Below are 15325 nucleotides of genomic sequence, written 5' to 3'. Positions count from 1 at the left end.
GAGGCGAACACGCTCGACACCGCTTATGATGGCGACCAGTGGAGCCGGCAGCTGGATGCCGCCGCCAGCGCGCTGTTCGAAACGCCGGTGCGCGCGCTGTGGATCGGCTCCGGCACGGCGGCCAATGCGCTGGCGCTGGCGGCGCTGTGCCCGCCGCATGGCGCCATCATCTGCCACCGCGACGCGCATATCCAGAATGACGAGTGCGGCGCGCCCGAATTCTATACCCATGGCGCCAAGCTGCTGCTGGCGGACGGGCCGGGCGCCAAGCTGACGCCGGCCAGCGTGACCGCGCTGCTGGAGGCGACCCGCCGCGACGTGCACCAGGCGCAGCCGCACGCCATCTCGATCACCCAGGCGACCGAGGACGGGCTGGTCTATTCGGTGGCGGAAGTCGCGGCGCTCGGCGCGCTGGCCCGCGCGCGCGGGCTGGGCCTGCACATGGATGGCGCGCGCTTTGCCAATGCGGTGGCGCATCTGGGCTGCGCGCCGGCGGACATCACCTGGCGCGCCGGGGTGGATGCGCTGTCGTTCGGCTTCATCAAGAATGGCGGCATGACGGCGGAGCTGCTGATCTTCTTCCGCCCCGAGCTGGCCGAGGCGACGCTCTATCGCCGCAAGCGCGCCGGGCATCTGTTTTCCAAGGGGCGCTATCTGGCCGCGCAGCTGCTGGCGATGCTGAAGGACGATGTGTGGCTGCGCAATGCGCGCGCGGCCAATGCCGGCGCGGCGCTGCTGGCGGCGGCGGCGGGGGCGCGGCTGCTCCACCCGGTCGAGGCGAACGAAGTGTTCCTGCGGGTGACGGCGGCGGAGGCTGCGGCGCTGCGCGCACAGGGCTTCGACTTTTACGACTGGGGGCCGGGGGCGGCGCGGCTGGTGGTGTCGTGGCACCAGCGCGAGGCCGATATCCGCCCGCTCGCCGACGCGATCGCCGCGCTGTGAGCGCGGACGGCGGCGGCACGGGCGCGGCACCGCGCTCGGCCCGCCCGGAAATCCTCATCCCCTTTGCGATCATCACGCTGATCTGGGGATCGACCTGGATCGTCATCCGCGACCAGCTGGGCACGGTGCCGCCCAGCTGGTCGGTCTGTTACCGCTTCCTCATCGCGGGCGGCGTGATGCTGGGCTATGCGCTGTGGCGCGGCGAGCGGGTGGTGTTCGACCGGCGCGGCTGGGCGTTTGCGGCGGCACTGGCGGTGCTGCAATTCTGCCTGAACTTCAACCTGGTCTACCGGGCGGAGGGGCATATCGCCTCCGGCCTGGTGGCGGTGGTGTTCGCGCTGCTGCTGGTGCCCAATGCGCTGCTGGCGCGGCTGTTCCTGGGCCAGCGGCTGGGCCGGCAGCTGCTGATCGGCTCGGCCGTGGCGATGGCGGGTGTCACCCTGCTGTTCGTGCACGAAGCGCGGATCGATCCGCACGGGGCGGGCGAAGCGCTGACCGGGGTGGCGCTCACCCTGTGCGCGGTGATGGCGGCGTCGGGCGCCAATGTGCTGCAGGCGACGCAGACCGCGCGGGCCTATCCGATGGCGGCGATGCTGGGGGTGGCCATGCTGATGGGTGCCGCGCTCGACGCGGCGATTGCCTGGCAGCTGTCCGGCCCGCCGGTGGTGGAATGGCGCTGGGGCTATGTGCTGGGCATGCTGTATCTGGGGGTGGTGGCCTCGGCGGTGGCATTCACGCTCTATTTCGGCATTTTGCGGGTGATCGGCCCGGCCAAGGCGGCCTATTCCAGCGTCATCATCCCCGTCATCGCAATGCTGCTGTCGACTTTGTTCGAGGGCTATCGCTGGTCGGCACTGGCGGTGGCGGGCGCGCTGCTGGCGCTGGCGGGGCTGGTGATCGCGCTCACCGCGCGCAGGCCCAACCGGTAATCGGGGTAAAGCGGCCGCCAGCCCAGCACGCGCTTGGCCTTGCCATTGGCGACGCGCCGGTTCTCCGCATAGAATGCGCGCGCCATGGGGGACAGGCCGGCCGCCTCCATCGACTGGAGCGGCGGCGGCGGCACGCCGATCAGGCGGCAGGCGAACTCCACCACCTCATTCTGGCTACAGGGCATATCGTCGGCCAGGTTATAGGCCCCCGGCGGCGCGGCGAACCCGGCAATCACGCCGCGCGCGATATCGTCGACATGAACCCGGCTGAACACCTGGCCGGGCAGGTCGATGCGGTGCGCCCGCCGCTGCGCCACCCGGTCGAGCGCGGAACGGCCGGGGCCATAGATGCCGGGCAGGCGGAACACCCGCGCACCGCGCGCCAGCCAGTCCTGATCAGCCTGATTGCGCGCGCCCCGCCGCCCGGCGATGACGGCGCTTTCATCGACCCAGGCGCCGCCGCTGTCGCCATAGACGCCGGTGGAGGAGAGATAGCCCAGCCATGTGCCGGTGGCGGCCAGCGCGTCGCCATAGCGCGCCAGCACCGGGTCGCCCGCCGCGTCCGGCGGCACGGAGACGAGCACATGGCTGGCGCGGGCGAGTGCGGCATGGACGGCCGGATCATCGTCAAAGGCGATGGTGCCCGCGCGCCCGCTGCGGCTGGTGCCGGCGACCTGCCAGCCGCCCGCCGCCGCCATTTGCGCGACCACGCCCGCGCTATAGCCCAGCCCGAAGATGAATAGGTCCACGCGACGCCCTTTCCCGCGCGATTTCATTAGCGCCCAGCCTAAACCAAGCGTATCTGCGCGGCCATGCTCGATCTTCACGCGCCCGCCCAGCCCCATGTCATCCGGCGCGCAGATTATGCCCCGCCCGAGTGGCTGGTGCCGGAAATCCGGCTGGACCTGGATCTGGACGCCGCCGCCACCCGCGTGAAGGCGCGGCTGGAGGTGGTGCGCAGCACCGGCCATGGCCCGCTGGTGCTCGATGGCGGCGGGCAGGTGCCGGTGTCGGTGCAGGTCGACGGGGTTGCCGTCAACAACTGGCGGCTTGATGAGGGCGCGCTCGTCATCCCCCTCGATGGCGGCCACCATGTCGTTGAAACCGAATGCGAAATCACGCCGGATCGCAACACCCAGCTGATGGGGCTTTATGCCTCTGGCGGGCTGCTGTGCACCCAGTGCGAGGCCGAAGGGTTCCGCCGCATCACCTTCTTCCCCGACCGGCCCGATGTGCTGAGCCGCTATACGGTGCGCATGGTGGCGGACCGGGCGCGCTACCCCGTGCTGCTGGCGAATGGCGACCCGGTCGCCGCCGGCACGCTGGACGATGGCCGGCACTGGGCCGAATGGCATGATCCCTTCCCCAAGCCCTGTTACCTGTTCGCGATGGTGGCGGGCGATCTGGCCGCCAACCGCGCCACCTTCATCACCCGTTCCGGGCGGCATGTGGCGCTGGCCATCTGGGTGCGCGCGGCGGACCTGCCCAAGACCGCCCATGCGCTCGACGCGCTGCAGACGGCAATGGCGTGGGACGAGCGCGTCTATGGCCGCGAATATGATCTGGACGTGTTCAACATCGTCGCGGTCGATGATTTCAACTTCGGCGCGATGGAGAACAAGGGCCTCAACATCTTCAACACGCGCTACATTCTGGCCGATGCCGAAACCGCGACCGATTATGATTATGACGCGATTTCGGCGGTGGTGGCGCATGAATATTTCCACAACTGGTCGGGCAATCGCGTCACCTGCCGCGACTGGTTCCAGCTGAGCCTGAAGGAAGGCTTCACCGTCTTTCGCGACCAGTGCTTTTCGGCCGATCAGGGCTCGCCCGCGGTCAAGCGGATCGAGGATGTCCGCGCTCTACGCGCCGCCCAGTTTCCTGAGGATGCAAGCCCCCTTGCCCACCCGATCCGGCCCGAAAGCTATATCGAAATCTCGAACTTCTACACCGCCACCGTCTATAACAAGGGCGCCGAAGTCATCCGCATGATGGCGACGATCCTGGGGTGGGAGAAGTTCCGCGCCGGTTGCGACCATTATTTCAGCCAGTTCGACGGCATGGCGGCAACCTGCGAGGATTTCGTCGCCAGCATGGAGGCGGCCTCCGGCGCGGACCTGACCCAGTTCCGCCGCTGGTACAGCCAGGCCGGCACGCCGCGCGTGACCGCGCATCTGCACCATGATGCCGCCACCCACCGCGCGACGCTGCATCTGGCGCAGGCGGTGCCGCCCACCCCGTCGCAGCCGGTGAAGGCGCCGATGGTGCTGCCGATCAAGGTGAAGCTGTTCGGGCGCGAAAGCGGCCGCGCGCTGACCGACGAGCAGGTGGTGCTGCTGACCGATGCCAGCGCCGACATCAGGTTCGACGGCATTGCCGAGTTGCCCCTGCTCTCGGTCAACCGAAGTTTTTCGGCGCCGATCATCGTCGAGACCAACCGCAGCGCGGCCGATCTGGCCAAATTGTCGGCGCATGATGACGACCCCTTCGCCCGTTATGAGGCGATGCAGCAGCTGATGCTCGACACGCTGGTGACGGCGATCGAGCAGGGCCGGGCCGACCATGGCGCGGTGGTGGCGGCGATTGCCGAAACGCTGCGCAGCCCGGCGCTCGACCCGGCCTTTGTCGCCGAAGCGGTGCTGCTGCCGTCCGAAGCCTTTGTCGGCGATCAGCTGGCGGTGGTCGATCCCGATGCGGTGTTCCGCGCGCGTGAGGCGCTGCGCCGCGACATCGGCCGCACGCTGGAGGCGGACTGGCGCCGCGCCTATGCCAGCGCGCGCGCCGCCGGCCCCTTTGCCTATACCCCCGCCGCCAAGGGCTTGCGCCGGCTGAAGACGGTCGCGCTCAACTATATCGGCGCGGCCGGCGCCGCCGATGCCGCGCAGCTGGCGTTCGACCAGTTCCAGGCCGCCGACAACATGACCGACCGGCAGGGCGCGCTGACGATGCTGGCCAATGGCCTGTCGGACCTGCGCATTGCCGCGCTCGACATTTTCTACAACCGCTATTCGGACAATGCGCTGGTACTCGACAAATGGTTCTCGACCCAGGCGCTCAGCGCGCGCGACGATACGCCGGAGGCCGTGACCGAACTGGCGCGGCACCGCGACTTCACGCTCGCCAACCCCAACCGCGCGCGCGCGCTGGTGGGCGCGTTCGGGGTCAATCAGCGCGCCTTCCATGTCGCCGACGGGCGCGGCTATCGCTTCGTTGCCGACCAGCTGATCGCGCTGGACGCAATCAACCCGCAGACGGCGGCAAAGCTGTTGGCGCCGCTGTGCCGCTGGCAGCGCTTCACCCCGGCCCGCGCCACGCTGATGCGCGACGAACTGGCGCGCATCCTGGCGGTGCAGGGCCTGTCGCGCGACGTGTATGAACAGGCGTCGCGCAGCCTGGCGCGCTAGCGGCTAGTTGGCGCCAACCTGGCGCAACCCTGATCCCACCGCGCCGTCACCCCGGGCTTGACCCGGGGTCCAGCTTTTCTGTCGTCGCAAAGGCAGCGGGGCCCCGGCTCGGGGGCCGGGGCGACGTGGGGCTTTGTGATGAGGACAAATCCTAAAACAACCGCCCGCCATCGGGCACCGGGCGGGTGGGGCGCACCAGCACGACATTGCCCGCTTCGTCCGGAAAGCCCAGCACCAGCACCTGTGACAGGAACGGGCCGATCTGGCGCGGGGGGAAGTTGACGATGGCCGCCACCTGCGTGCCGACCAGCTCTTCGGCCCGGTAATGCACGGTGATCTGCGCCGAGCTTTTCAGCACCCCCAGCACCGGGCCGAAATCGATTTCCAGCTTGTAGGCGGCCTTGCGCGCTTGCGGAAACGGCGCCGCCGACACCACCGTGCCGACGCGGATGTCGAGCTTCAGCCAGTCGTCAAACGCCACCTCGGCCGCGCGCGGCGCCGCCGGATCAGGCGGCAGGTGCATCAGAAATCGACATCGTCATAATGGCTGGGCGGGGCCAGCCCCTCCATCCGTTCGGACAGCAGCGGGCGAAAGCTCGGCCGGCTCTTCAGCCCGCGATACCAGCGCGCGGTCTGCTCATGGTTCTTCCAGTCGATGCCGCCCAGATAATCGACCACCGAAATCTGCGCCGCCGCCGCCAGATCGGCCAGCCCCATCGTCGAGCCGCCAATCCATTTGCGATGGTCGAGCAGATAATCGACATAATCGAGATGCGCGACGGCGGCCTTCATCGCCTCGCGCAGCACCCGCGCGTCGGGCGCGCCGACATGCACCAGCCGCTTCATCATGCGTTCCTGCAGCAACGGCCCGGTGATGTCGCGGTAGAAGATCTGGTCGAAATAGGCGACCAGCCGGCGCGTTTCGGCGCGGTTGGCGGCGGTGCCGTTGATCATCGCCGCCTTGTCGACCGTTTCTTCCAGAAATTCGCAGATCGCCACCGAATCGATCAGCCGCAGCCCGCGCTCCTCATCGACCAGCACCGGCGTCTGCGCGGCCGGGTTCATGTCGACAAACTGGTCGCGCCGCGCCCAGGGCGCCTCGGGCTCCAGATCATAGCCGACGCCCTTTTCACCCAGCAGCAGGCGCACCTTGCGCGAGAAGGGGCACAGGGGGAATTGATAGAGCTGCCACATGGCCACAGCGTCTAGGGCATTGCAGCGGCGCTGGCCAAGCCTATTCGGCGGCAACCAGGCCGATATCGTCGGTGAGCGGGTGCGGCAGCCGCGCCAGCATCTCCTTGGGCACCACTTGCCAGAAATGCGGCAGCATCCGGTCCCATTCGTTGAGCAGGGCGGCTGCCCATTTGCTGTCGGTCGCGGCGGCGTGCGCTGCCACCAGCGCGCGCAGCACCCCCTCCCAATGGGCGGAGGCGACGCGGTTCCACATGATGCTGTCCGGGTTGGCGCGGCGGGCGAAGCGGCCGGCCCGGTCGAACACGAACGCCATCCCGCCCGACATGCCGGCGCCGAAATTCGGCCCCACCTCGCCCAGCACCACGGCGACGCCGCCGGTCATATATTCGCAGCCATTGGCGCCGCAGCCTTCGACGACCACTTCCGCGCCCGAATTGCGCACGGCAAAGCGCTCCCCCGCCTGCCCGGCCGCGAACAGTCGCCCGGCGGTCGCGCCATAGAGCACGGTGTTGCCGATGATGCTGTTGTCCTGGCTGGCGAGCGTTGAACTCACCATCTGCCGGACGATGACGATGCCGCCCGACAGACCCTTGCCGACATAGTCATTGGCGTCGCCGAACACTTCCAGCGTCACCCCCTTGCACAGGAACGCGCCCAGCGACTGGCCGGCCGAACCGCGCAGCCGGACATGGACATGGCCGTCCGCCAGCCGCGCCATGCCGAAGGTGCGGGTGATCTCGCTCGACAGCCGCGTGCCGACCGCGCGGTGGGTGTTGCGCACCGAATAGGTGAGCTGCATCTTCTCGCCCCGGCTGAACACGGCGGCGGCATCGCGGATCATCTGCGCGTCCAGACTGTCGGGCACTTCGTTGCGGTGCGTCGTCAGGTTGAAGCGGCGCTGGGCGTCGGGCGCATCGACCTTGGCCAATATGGGGTTGAGGTCGAGATCGTCGAGATGCTCGGCCCCCCGGCTCACCTGGCGCAGCAATTCGGTGCGGCCGATCACCTCGTCCAGGCTACGGCAGCCCAGCCGCGCGAGGATGTCGCGCACTTCCTCGGCAATGAAGCTCATCAGGTTCACCACCTTTTCGGGCGTGCCAGTGAACTTGTCGCGCAGCCGCTGGTCCTGCGTGCACACGCCGACGGGGCAGGTGTTCGAATGGCACTGGCGCACCATGATGCAGCCCATCGCGACCAGACTCAATGTGCCGATGCCGAACTCCTCGGCGCCCAGGATGGCCGCGATCACGATGTCGCGGCCGGTGCGCAGGCCGCCATCGGCGCGTAGCTTCACCCGGTGCCGAAGGCCATTCAGCGTCAGCACCTGATTGACCTCGCTCAGCCCCATTTCCCACGGCGTGCCGGCATATTTGATGCTCGATTGCGGCGAGGCGCCGGTGCCGCCGACATGGCCGGAGACGAGGATGATGTCGGCATGCGCCTTGGCCACGCCGGCGGCGACGGTGCCGATCCCCGCCGACGACACCAGCTTCACGCACACGCGGGCGCGCGGGTTAATCTGCTTCAGGTCATAGATCAGCTGCGCCAGATCCTCGACCGAATAGATGTCGTGGTGCGGCGGCGGCGAGATGAGCGTCACGCCGGGGGTGGCGTGGCGCAGCCGGGCGATCAGGTCGGTCACCTTGTAGCCGGGCAACTGCCCGCCCTCGCCGGGCTTGGCGCCCTGGGCCACCTTGATCTCGATCTCCTCGCAGGCGTTCAGATATTCCGCGGTCACGCCGAAGCGGCCGCTCGCCACCTGCTTGATCACCGAATTGGCGTTGTCGCCATTGGCATAAGGGGTGTAGCGCGCGCTGTCCTCGCCCCCCTCGCCCGACACGGCCTTCGCGCCGATGCGGTTCATGGCGATGGCCAGCACCTCATGCGCTTCCGGGCTGAGCGCGCCGAGCGACATGCCCGGCGTGACAAAGCGCTTGCGGATTTCGGTGATTGCCTCGACCTGCTCGACCGGCACCGCATCTGCCGGATAGTTGAACTGCAGCAGATCGCGCAGATAAACGGGCGGCAGATCGGCCACGCCGCGCGAGAATTGCAGATAGGTGGAATAGCTGTCGCGCGCGACGGCGTTCTGCAACAGGTGCATCAGCTGCGCGGAATAGGCATGCGCCTCCCCGCCCGCGCGCTGGCGATAATAGCCGCCGATGGGCAGTGTCGCGGCGGGCGCACGATAGGCGGCGTCATGCCGCAGCCGCGCCGACAGGTGCAGGCTGACATAGCCCTCCCCCGAAATCTTGGCGGGCATGCCGGGGAACAGATCGTTCACCAGCGACCGGCTCAACCCCACCGCCTCGAAATTATAGCCGCCGCGATAGCTGGAGATCACCGCGATGCCCATTTTGGACATGATCTTCAGCAAGCCCTCGTCGATGGCGCTGCGATAGCGGGCGAGCGCCCCGGCCAGCGTCTGCCCCGGCACCAGGCCGCGCGCGTGCCGGTCGGCAATTGCGGCCTCGGCCAGATAGGGGTTCACCGTGGTTGCGCCGACGCCGATCAGCACCGCGTGATAATGGGTGTCGAGGCATTCGGCGGTGCGGATGTTGACGCTGGCATAGGCGCGAAGCCCCGTGCGGACCAGATGGGTGTGCACCGCCGCCGCCGCCAGCACGCCGGCCACCGCCACCCGGCCCGGCCCGGTCGCCTCATCGGTCAGGAACAGCTCGCCGCGCCCCTCGCGCACGGCCTGTTCGGCCTCGTGGCGGATGCGCTGGATCGCCGCCCGCAGCGCCTCCGGCCCCGCGCCTGCTTCGAACGTGCAGTCGATGGTCGCCGCCGACGGGCCGAAATAGGCCTGCAGCCGCGCCCAGGTCGCGCTGTCGATGACGGGGGAGTCGAGCACCAGCACCGGCGCCGGCGCGCCTTCGGGATCGAGCACATTGGCCAGATTGCCGAAGCGCGTTTTCAGCGTCATCACCCGCCGTTCGCGCAACGGGTCGATCGGCGGATTGGTCACCTGGCTGAAATTCTGCCGGAAAAACTGGCTGATGGGCCGCGAATTGGCCGAAATCACAGCGAGCGGCGTGTCGTCGCCCATCGATCCGACGGCTTCCTTGCCCGCCTCCACCATCGGGGCCAGGATCAGCTCCATATCCTCGATGCTGTGGCCGGCGGCGATCTGGCGGCGGAGCAGCTCGTCGCGGGCATAGCCGGGCGCGGCGTCCGGCGCGGGCGGCAGCGCGTCGATTGTCAGGAAGCCCGCGATCATCGCCGGGTAGTCGACCTCGGCCGAAATCCGGTCCTTGATGGCGCGGTCGGTGTAGAGCGCGCCCTGCTCCAGATCGACCGCAATCATCTGCCCGGGGCCAAGCCGGCCCTTCTCGACAATGTCGGCCTCCGGCACCACCACCATGCCGCTTTCGGAGCCGACGATCAGCAGCCCGTCGCGGGTGCGGGTGTAGCGCAGGGGGCGCAGCGCGTTGCGGTCCATGCCGGCCACCACCCAGCGGCCATCGGTCATGGCGAGCGCGGCGGGGCCGTCCCATGGCTCCATCACGCTCGCCAGATATTCGTACATCGCCCGGTGCGCGGGCGGCATTTCCACCGCTTCCTGCCACGCTTCGGGGATCAGCATCAGCTTGGCGGTGGGCGCGTCGCGGCCCGAGCGGCAGATCGCCTCGAACACCGCGTCGAGCGCGGCGGTATCGCTGGCGCCGGCTGGGATGATCGGCTTGATGTCGGCCGCATTCTCGCCAAAGCCATTGGCCGCCATCTTGATTTCGTGGCTCAGCATCCAGTTCTTGTTGCCGCGAATGGTGTTGATCTCGCCATTATGCGCCAGGCACCGGAACGGCTGTGCCAGCCACCATTGCGGGAAGGTGTTGGTGGAATAACGCTGGTGGAAAATGGCGACGCGGCTCTCGAACCGCGCGTCGCACAGATCGGGGTAGAAGACCGACAGGCTCTGGGCCAGGAACAGCCCCTTGTAGATGATCGACCGGCACGATAGCGAGCAGATGTAGAAGCCCTGAATTTGCGCTGCGATGATGCGCTTTTCGATCCGCCGGCGGATGACGTAGAGCTGCTTTTCGAAGTCGGTCGCGCTTTCATCGCCCGGCAGCGGCCCGGCGATCATGATCTGCTCGATCTCGGGCCGGGTCGCCTGCGCCTTCTGCCCGATCACCGACACGTCGACCGGCACCTGGCGCCAGCCATAGATGGTATGGCCCGCCTCGATGATCGCGCTTTCCACGATCGTGCGGCACGCCTCCTGCGCGGCAAGATCGGTGCGGGGCAGGAACACCATGCCCACCGCCAGCCGGTTGGGCAGCGGCCGGTGGCCCGACAGCAGGATCGCTTCCTCGAAAAACGCGGTCGGCAGGTCGATGTGGAGCCCCGCGCCGTCGCCGGTCATGCCGTCCGCATCCACGGCGCCGCGATGCCACACCGCTTTCAGCGCATCGATGGCGGAGGCAACCACCCGGCGCGACGGCTTGCCATCGGTTGCGGCGACCAGGCCAACGCCGCACGCGTCGCTTTCGAACTCGGGGCGGTACATGCCCTCGGCCGCCAGCCGCGCGCGCTGGTCGCGGGAGTCTGTCATTGGCGCGCCTTGGGACTACGGCCAAATAGTTGGCGCAACCGGGCGCGCTCGGCGGGCGTTAAGTCCTTATACTCTCGCATTTTGGGCAGATCGGCGGTCGCCTTCGCAACGCCCTTCATCAGGTCGGGCATGGCCTCCATCAGTAGGGGCATCGCAGCTTGGATCTTGCCCATCACAGCAGGGTCCATGAACAGCATCCACAGTTGCCCGCCGAAATTGGTGCCGGTCGGCGTCGCGAAAAAGGCTTTTAACTCGTCCAGTTGCGCCGATGTGAAGCGCCGGTCGAGCGAGACGGCAAGGCCAGCGCGCAGGTCAGGCTCCAGCTTCTCGAAGATCGGGACCATGCCATCGAACATCGCCTGGACGGTGCGGCGCGTGCGTTCCTGATAGGCAGGATCGATGATCGCCATCACCTCGCCGAGCGTGGCCTTGTCGAGCGTGCTCACCTTGTCCTCAGGCAGACCGGCCGCCTTCAGCAGCGGTCCGAGCGGCATGCTGGCCATGCCGTCGGTCATGCCGGCCAGCATCTGCGTCATCTGCGGGCCGAGCATTTTTCGATAAGTACCGTCAGGGAACAGCGTGCCGGCCACGTCGCGGGCAAGTGGTGTCGGCGCTTGCGTCTCGGCGCTGGGCGGTGGCGTCTGCGCAGCGGCAGGCGTGACAAGCATGAGGGACAGGGCAAACGCAAACATCGTCTTCATGCAGCAATCCTTTCGGCCTGACTCTTGGCGCTCAAATAGTCCATCATCTTCGCCGCCACCTCGCGCCCGTCGCGAATGGCCCAGACGACCAGGCTGGCGCCGCGTACAATGTCGCCGGCGGCGAACACGCCGTCGAGCGTGGTCATCATCGTGGGGGCGCCCGCGATCAGCGTGCCCCAGCGGGTGGTGGCCAGTTCCGGCGCGCCGAACAGCACGGGCAGGTCTTCGGCATCGAAGCCCAGCGCCTCGATCACCAGATCGGCGTCGATCGACAGCTCGCTGCCCGGCTCCACCTCCGGCACGCGGCGGCCGCCGGCGTCGGGCGCGCCCAGCCGCATCGCCTGCACCCGCACCGCGCGCACCGGATCGCCGGTGAAGCTGACCGGCGCGGACAGCCAGCGAAAGCGCACGCCTTCCTCCTCGGCATGCGCCACTTCGCGCTGGCTGCCGGGCATGTTGGCGCGGTCGCGGCGATAGAGGCAGTCGACGCTCGCCGCGCCCTGGCGCACGGCGGTACGCACGCAGTCCATCGCGGTGTCGCCGCCGCCGATCACCACCACGCGCTTGCCCGCCGCATCGAACCCGGCCGGGAGCGCGGCGCCGAAATCGGCGCGGTTCGCCGCGGTCAGATAGTCAAGCGCGGCAACCACGCCCGCCGCCGCGCTGCCCGGCACATCCGTGGCCCGCGCGCGATAAACGCCGGTGGCGATCAGCAGTGCGTCGTGGCGTGCGCGGAGTTCAGCCAGCGTCACGCTCTCACCCACGCTGACCCCCAGATGGAAGCGGATGCCGCCCGCCGCCAGCCGCTCGACCCGGCGGGTCACCACCGGCTTTTCCAGCTTGAAGCCGGGGATGCCATAGGTCAGCAGCCCGCCCGCGCGGTCATAACGGTCATAGACATGCACTTCATGGCCCGCCGCGCGCAGATATTCGGCCGCCGTCAGCCCCGCCGGCCCCGCGCCGATAATGCCGACCGACTGGCCGGTCGCCGCCCCGGCCACCAGCGGCGCGACCCAGCCTTCTTCCCAGGCGGTGTCGGTGATGTATTTTTCAACCGCGCCGATGGTGACTGCGCCGTGCCCGGCAAATTCGATCACGCAATTGCCCTCGCACAGCCGGTCCTGCGGACAGATGCGGCCGCAAATCTCCGGCATGGTCGAGGTGGCGTTGGACAGTTCATACGCCTCGCGCAGCCGCCCCTCGGCAGTGAGCTTCAGCCAGTCGGGGATGTGGTTCTGCAACGGACAGTGCACCGTGCAATAGGGCACACCGCATTGCGAGCAGCGCGCGGCCTGTTCGGCGCCCTGTTCCGGTGCATAACGGTCGGCAATCTCGCGGAAGTCGTGCGCGCGCTCGCCGGCGTCGCGCTTGGGCGGATAGGCCTGCGCCCGGTCGGGGAATTGCAGCATTGTCTCCGGCATTGCCCCGCCTTTCGCCATTGCAAGAACGGCAACGAAACTAACCCGGCGCCGCGGCCGAGTCACGCGGGAACTGCGATTTAAGGCAGTATGACTGTCCTTTATCCGGCCGATCCGATGGTTGTGCGCGACGAAATTCGCGAGCCTCGCTCTATTAAGTCCGTAGCGGCCCTATTTCGCCAGCAGCCACACCAGCGCCACGCCGCCGATGACGATTCGATACCAGGCGAACGGCGCAAAGCCGTGGCGGCTGACGATGCCGACAAACCAGCGCACCACCAGCAGCGCGACGATGAACGCCACGACAAAGCCCAGCGCGATCATCCCCGGCCCGACCGCGTTCGCCGCCGCCAGCGTGTCGTGGTGCGCGGCCAGTTCCACCGTGCTCGCGCCCAGCATGGTCGGGATGGCGAGGAAGAAGCTGAACTCGGCCGCCGTGCGCCGCTCCACCCCCAGCGTCAGCGCGCCCAGGATCGTCGCGCCCGAACGGCTGACCCCCGGGATCATCGCCAGGCACTGCAGCACGCCGATGCCCAGCGCGGTGGTGACGGGCAGCGCGGCAATGCCCACCGCCGCCCCCGGCTTCACCAGCCGCTCGATCACCAGAATCGCCACGCCGCCCAGGATCAGCGCAATCGCCACCACCATCGGCTGCAGCAGCAGCGCCTCGATCTGCTTGCGGAACAGGAGGCCGATCACCACCGCCGGCACGAACGCGATCAGCAGGTTGGCCACGAAGCGGATCGCCCCCGCGTCGCGCGCCAGCAGGCCCTGCAGCACGCCCCAAAAGGTGCGCCAATAGAGCACCACCACCGCCAATATCGCCCCCAGCTGGATGACGATGTCGAACAGCGCCCATTTATCGTCCTTGAACCCCAGCAGCGCGCCGGCGAGAATCAGATGCCCGGTCGACGAAACCGGCAGAAATTCGGTCACCCCTTCGACAATGCCGAGCAGAATGCTGGTGATGATGTCGTTCAACGGTCCTCCTCGCGCGGCGGGCGCGCGGCGTTAGCGCGGCAAGCGCGGGGCGATCAGGCGGTTGCCTGGGTGAAGCGGCCATGCTTGCGGAAGCGCACCAGCCAGTCCGGCGCGACGGCGGCCATCGGCGTGGGCGTGATGCCAAGGTCGGCGAACGTGCCGACGCCGCCGCCCACCACATTGTCCTGCTGCAGCATCAGCCACTGGTCCCAGGTGATCGGCGCGCCGGGCAGGAAGCCGAAGCGCGCGATGACGGACGACACCAGATCGGGCAGGTCGATGATCATCCGGTCGGCGCCGATTGCACCCGCAATCCAGTCGATCAGGCCGCGCATCGAGATGACGTCCGGCCCGCCCAGTTCAAAGGTGCGGCACTGGTGCGCGCTCGGCGCCGCAAGCAGCTGCGCGACCGCCTCTGCCACATCGGCCACATAGACCGGTTGGAAGCGCGTGACGCCGCGCACCACCGGCACTACCGGCGCCGACACGATCAGCCCGGCAAAGCGGTTGATGAAGCCGTCCTCGCGCCCGAACACGATCGACGGGCGCAGCACGATGGCCTGCGGGAAAGCGGCATGGACCGCCGCCTCGCCCAGCCCCTTGGTGCGGCCATAGGCGGAGGGCGACGCGGGATCGGCGCCGATCGCCGACATATGCAGCAGCTGCGGCACACCGGCGGCAGCGGCGGCTTCCGCGACATGGCGCGCGCCATCGGCCTGTACCGCCTGGAAATCGCCGGAAAGGATGCCGACCAGATTGACCACCGCATCGCTGCCGGCAATCGCGCGGGCGATGGTGTCGGGCCGGCGGATATCGGCGGCGACGAACTGCGTCTGCCCCAGCCCGCCCAGCGGCTTCAGGAACAGCGCGCGCTTGGGGTCGCGCTGGGCAATGCGCACGCGTGCGCCACGCGCCAGCAGGCTCTGCGCGACATAGCGGCCCAGAAACCCGCCGCCCCCGATCACCGTGATCAGCCTGTCCTGCATCGTCGCCTTGCCTGTCCCTGCTGGTTGCTCAACGCCTTGTCGGTCGCCCGCGCTCCATGCCGTTCGCGCGCGCCAAGGGCAAGCGCGTAAAAAGCGTGGCAAACCGCTGTTGACAAGCCGGCCACGCCTCCACTAGAGCGCGCGGCCTACCCCGTGCCCAGATGGCGGAATTGGTAGACGCACCAGCTTCAGGTGCTGGCGCTCGCAAG

The 15325-nt window shown here is 68.4% G+C and carries 11 protein-coding genes; 3 read left to right on the top strand and 8 right to left on the bottom strand.

The window, feature by feature from the left end; all coding sequences use genetic code 11:
* Together K2Y03_RS02710 and K2Y03_RS02705 are read left to right on the top strand one after the other, a co-directional pair.
* The coding region (locus K2Y03_RS02710) for a low specificity L-threonine aldolase (RefSeq protein ID WP_294088050.1) at positions 1-942 on the top strand (942 nt) is incomplete at its 5' end.
* A complete protein-coding gene (locus tag K2Y03_RS02705; protein WP_294088048.1) occupies positions 939-1871 on the top strand; it encodes an EamA family transporter in 933 nt (310 codons plus the stop codon). The genes K2Y03_RS02710 and K2Y03_RS02705, both read left to right, overlap by 4 nt.
* On the opposite strand, the gene K2Y03_RS02700 is transcribed toward K2Y03_RS02705, so the two are convergent.
* The gene (locus K2Y03_RS02700; protein WP_294088046.1) at positions 1781-2647 is read right to left on the bottom strand and encodes an SDR family NAD(P)-dependent oxidoreductase; all 867 of its coding nucleotides are present in this window, start codon (positions 2645-2647) and stop codon (positions 1781-1783) included. The genes K2Y03_RS02705 and K2Y03_RS02700 overlap by 91 nt on opposite strands.
* A gap of 36 nt (positions 2648-2683) precedes the next feature.
* On the opposite strand from K2Y03_RS02700, the gene pepN reads away from it, so the two are divergent.
* Entirely contained in the window at positions 2684-5278 is a 2595-nt protein-coding gene (gene pepN / locus K2Y03_RS02695; RefSeq protein WP_294088044.1) for an aminopeptidase N, read from the top strand.
* Positions 5279-5429: 151 nt separating this feature from the next.
* Here the strand turns inward: pepN and K2Y03_RS02690 are convergent, their stop codons facing one another.
* From K2Y03_RS02690 to K2Y03_RS02660, 7 genes are all read right to left on the bottom strand, one after another.
* On the bottom strand, positions 5430-5801 hold the full coding sequence (locus tag K2Y03_RS02690) for a tRNA-binding protein (protein WP_294088043.1): 372 nt from the start codon (positions 5799-5801) through the stop codon (positions 5430-5432).
* Positions 5801-6472 (bottom strand): glutathione S-transferase family protein, encoded by a 672-nt coding sequence (locus K2Y03_RS02685; RefSeq protein WP_294088042.1) that lies wholly within the window; start codon positions 6470-6472, stop codon positions 5801-5803. Before K2Y03_RS02685 ends, K2Y03_RS02690 begins: the two co-directional genes overlap by 1 nt.
* Before the next feature lie 40 nt (positions 6473-6512).
* A complete protein-coding gene (gene gltB / locus K2Y03_RS02680) occupies positions 6513-11030 on the bottom strand; it encodes a glutamate synthase large subunit (protein ID WP_294088041.1) in 4518 nt (1505 codons plus the stop codon).
* The gene (locus K2Y03_RS02675; protein ID WP_294088040.1) at positions 11027-11731 is read right to left on the bottom strand and encodes a hypothetical protein; all 705 of its coding nucleotides are present in this window, start codon (positions 11729-11731) and stop codon (positions 11027-11029) included. The genes gltB and K2Y03_RS02675 overlap by 4 nt, the downstream gene beginning before the upstream one ends.
* Positions 11728-13152: an NAD(P)-dependent oxidoreductase gene (locus K2Y03_RS02670; protein WP_294088039.1), complete on the bottom strand. Its 1425-nt coding sequence runs from the start codon at positions 13150-13152 to the stop codon at positions 11728-11730. Before K2Y03_RS02670 ends, K2Y03_RS02675 begins: the two co-directional genes overlap by 4 nt.
* Before the next feature lie 168 nt (positions 13153-13320).
* Positions 13321-14130 carry an undecaprenyl-diphosphate phosphatase gene (locus K2Y03_RS02665; RefSeq protein ID WP_294088037.1) on the bottom strand — a complete coding sequence of 270 codons (810 nt, stop codon included), beginning with the start codon at positions 14128-14130 and terminating at the stop codon, positions 13321-13323.
* 53 nt (positions 14131-14183) lie between these two features.
* Complete coding sequence (locus tag K2Y03_RS02660) at positions 14184-15116, bottom strand: complex I NDUFA9 subunit family protein (RefSeq protein WP_294088035.1); 933 nt, start codon at positions 15114-15116, stop codon at positions 14184-14186.
* Positions 15117-15325: the final 209 nt, after the last annotated feature.

This window comes from Sphingomonas sp., from assembly GCF_019746015.1.
Taxonomy (GTDB): domain Bacteria; phylum Pseudomonadota; class Alphaproteobacteria; order Sphingomonadales; family Sphingomonadaceae; genus Sphingomonas.
The sequence above is the reverse complement of the archived record's forward strand: the minus strand, read 5'-3'. Positions and strand labels throughout refer to the sequence as shown.